Consider the following 3,824-nt stretch of genomic DNA (forward strand, 5'->3'; position numbering starts at 1 on the left):
CGCAATCTCGCCGCCAAGGTGCCGGAAGACCGCTGGCCCGAGTTCAAGGTCCGCGCCACCGCCGCCTATCAGGCCCCCTCGCGCGCCATTGCCCGCGATCTCGCCGCCGGTCTGGTGAAGGACTACGAGGCCGAGCTGCCGAGCGCGGTCGCCTGCTTCATGGACGACTTCGAAGCGGCAATCGCGCATCTGAGAATGCCGATCACTCACCGCCGCGCCATCAGAACCACGAATCTTCTGGAACGTCTGTTCGTCGAGGAGCGGCGCAGGCTAAAGATCATTCCCAATGCCTTCGGCGAGAAGCCCGCTCTCAAGCTCATGTTCGGCGCCATGATCCGAGCTGCCGAGCGGTGGCGGGCAATCAGGATCACCGACTTCGAGCGCCGCCAGATGACCGCCGTCAGGCAGGAACTCGATCAGGAATACGAGGCCCGAAACGGCCTCAACAAGAATGCCGCGGCAAAGGAGCCCCGCCAGAATTTATCCAGCAGTTCCCGGACTTGACCCTACGGCTCGGGCCAGCTGGCCTCCTAGGCGGCGCCGGCCTCCAAGGCCAACCTATAGCGGTCTCAAGTAACGCCTCCGACGCCTGCTGTCGGGTTTGTCAGGTACGCGACACGCGATGTTGGGTCGGCTTGCATCTGCATTCTCTCATGTAAACCATTGATCAGTATAAAGACAATTTCATCTGCGGTTCTTTCACCGCAGTTGGCACGATTTTTGAAACCGTTGGTCGTAAGGAGGCAGGAGCTGTGCGCAAACATTCATGTCGGATGGCACCTGGCAACTGGCAGCTGGTCCGAGATCACGGCGACGTCGCTAAGACGTTTGACGGTATTACAGAACTAGACGCGACAAGGAGAAACGCACGGCGCTGGAGAATTCACGATGATGAGGCCTTTTGTTGCCCAAGACGCCTTTCGCGAACAGTGCGGCATCGCATCATATTTCACAACAGCCTGGAAATGCAGCCGCCAACCACGGGATATCGTTTTGAAACGATTCGAAGCAACCCTCGTAGTGACTTTATTGCTATGGTCACTCGACACACCCTTGCTTGGGTGTGCCGCTCAACCGCTCAAGATCGACGTCGCGGTGATTACGTCGTTGACGCCTCTTTGCCGGCACGGCATGGCAAGCATCCTCCAAAAGCATCCCAAAGCGACCAAGCGATATTGGCCGGAATATCGAACCCATTTACGTCGCTCTTCGGCCTATCTTAGGTTCTGGTCTTAGGTTCTGGCCGAGTTCTGCAGCCGATGCGACCCGACGAGAACACCACCCACAAGGAAAAGCCTTTCAAACTAGTATCGTATCTCTTATTTTACTAACGGCCGCTGTCAATATGCTTTTCGTTTGTTGAACCTTGGATAAGACCGCTCCCAGGTCAACCGTGCATCGCGCCACCAAAAATTCACCCGCAGATAAGTATTCGAATTGGAGTTTCTAGCATGATCGCAACGACGGGTATACGAAATAGCGACTGGGATGATTGGCGTTGGCAACTCGCTAACAGCGTCACCACATTCAAAGGGCTGAAGGATTATATAAGCATTACGCCGGACGAAGAGGAAGCTTTCCACAGGGTAGGTGAGCGATATGTTTTCCGCGTGACACCTTATTACCTCTCGCTGATGGATAAGAACGACCCGAGCGACCCGGTTCGCCTACAGGCTATTCCAAACATAAAGGAGCTTGACGATGTCTTCCATATTGATCAACTCCCTTCATTCTACCAATCGGAAGTTGGTTCCGAAAACCCTCTTTGGAAGGAGGGACAGACTGACGTGAGTTGCATCATTCACAGATATCCGGATCGCGTACTTTTCCATATTGCCAACTTGTGTGCTACCTACTGCAGACACTGCTCGCGCAAGGTTCATTCGGGCCGGGGCTCAATGGTTAGCGATCAAACTCTGATCGACAGAGGCATAGCGTACATTGCCGAGCGACCCGAGATTCGGGATGTATTGTTAAGCGGGGGCGACCCGCTGACGACAGGGGACAACAAGATAGAGTACGTACTGTCACGCCTCAGGCAACTTGAGCACGTTCAGATTATCCGGATAGGCACCCGAACTCCTGTGACCATGCCACAGCGGATCACGTCCGAATTCTGCCAGATGATCAGAAAGTACCATCCCATCTGGCTCAATACTCACTTCAATCACCCCAATGAGGTGACTCCTGAAGCGAAGCTTGCCGTCGAACGGTTGCTTGAAGCAGGCGTTCCGGTCGGGAATCAGTCCGTGCTCCTCAGAGGAATTAACGACACGGTAGAGGTTATGAAAGAATTGGTCCACAAACTCCTTATGGCACGTGTGAGACCGTACTATCTGTACCATGCGGACTTGGTGCGGGGCGCTGAGCACTTCAGAACATCAATTGCTACTGGGATGCACATTATTGAGAATTTGCGCGGGCACACCACCGGCTTTGCCGTGCCGCAATATGTAATCTGCACGCCGCTCGGCAAAACGCCGCTCAATCCCGACTACCTAATAGGATCTGGGCCCGGATATATCGTCCTCCGCAACTACGAATGGAGAACTTGGAAAGATCCGGACAGACTCGATCCGATGTGAGCGCTGATTCCACTTCGAGGCATGGTTGTCGAGAATCAGAAAGCGACGCGGCTGCTCTCAAAGCCTATAGCATTCTTGACAAGCTGGTTTAACCGATCACTCCACGTCACTTCCAGGCAATTGTGGATAGCCACGACGGCGACGCCTACGACCTGACCTATGTGCAGTTAAGCGGCGCTGACAGCCTGCTGCTTGGAGGAGACGGTGAGATCCGCCGCACGATCACCATCGGGACGGGCGCCACCTACGTGTTTGACAATGGCATTGCCATTACGGCGGTGGGCGGCGATCGCCAGGGCCAGAGCCTCCTCGTCACCCGGCCAAGTCCAACATGGGTGGGTTGGAGGTGCTGCACAAATGCTCTATCAAGATCGCAAGGTGACGATGCCAAGGTGCCAAGGTGTTCAATTGCGAGAGGAAAATGGAGCAAGAGCAATTACAGAGACGCTGCCAATAGTCGCCGCCTCAGCGCCGTTTGCGTCGGGTGGCGGGGCCTACGCCAACGTGGGCCTGAAAGGCCCGTGAGAAATGGCTGCGGTTGCGAAAGCCAGTGGCAAGCGCCACCTCGATGAGCGGGAGGTCCGACTGTTGCAGAATCTCGTCGGCCTTCTCCAGTCGCAGAGAGCGATAGAACTGCATCACGCTTTGTCCCAGCTGTTTCTTTGCCAGCCGCTCCAATTGCCGCTCCCCCATGCCGCTCAGAAGGGCCAAATCCTCCAGCTTCAGCGGGTCGGCGATGTGGCTCGTCATTAGCTCGACTATGGCGACCAGGGCGGGATGGTGAAGATCGTATTTGAGCATCGGGTCCGCCTGCTGCGGGGCCTCGGCCTGCCGGATGCCCGTGTGAATGAACCAGTCGCTCACCGCGCGCGCCAGTTTCACACCATGATCTGAAGCGATCAGCGCGTGCGTCATATCCAGCGGGGCCATGCCGCCCGCGCAGGTGAACCGGTCTCGATCTATGACGAACAGCCGCCGTTCGATGAGCGCGTCGGGATACATCTCGCGCATTGCATCGATGTGTTGCCAGTGGATCGTGAACCTGCGTGACGACATGACACCGGCCGCAGCCAGGATTGCCGCCCCGCCTGAGATTCCTCCCAGTGGCACCCCCGAACGGGCAAGACGGCGCACCCAGCCCAGAATCCTGTCGTCGCGAAAGGTCAGCGGATTGCCGCCCGCCACGACAAACAGAATGTCGAAATCAGTGCCTGCTTCTGAAACAGGCACTGTTTCGAA

At 56.4% G+C, this 3,824-nt stretch carries 3 protein-coding genes; 2 read left to right on the plus strand and 1 reads right to left on the minus strand.

The genetic code is table 11. The annotated features are described in order from the left end of the window. Together EOA32_RS34495 and EOA32_RS34500 are read left to right on the plus strand one after the other, a co-directional pair. A partial coding sequence (locus EOA32_RS34495; protein WP_189407614.1) for a transposase occupies positions 1-504 on the plus strand: 504 nt, incomplete at its 5' end. A gap of 947 nt (positions 505-1,451) precedes the next feature. Further along, the gene (locus EOA32_RS34500; protein WP_128374085.1) at positions 1,452-2,585 is read left to right on the plus strand and encodes a KamA family radical SAM protein; all 1,134 of its coding nucleotides are present in this window, start codon (positions 1,452-1,454) and stop codon (positions 2,583-2,585) included. Positions 2,586-3,050: 465 nt separating this feature from the next. On the opposite strand, the gene EOA32_RS34505 is transcribed toward EOA32_RS34500, so the two are convergent. Continuing rightward, on the minus strand, positions 3,051-3,824 hold a 774-nt coding region (locus EOA32_RS34505), incomplete at its 5' end, for a helix-turn-helix domain-containing protein (RefSeq protein WP_128374086.1).

The sequence above is a fragment of the Mesorhizobium sp. M1A.F.Ca.ET.072.01.1.1 genome (assembly GCF_004023325.1).
Lineage (GTDB): Bacteria > Pseudomonadota > Alphaproteobacteria > Rhizobiales > Rhizobiaceae > Mesorhizobium.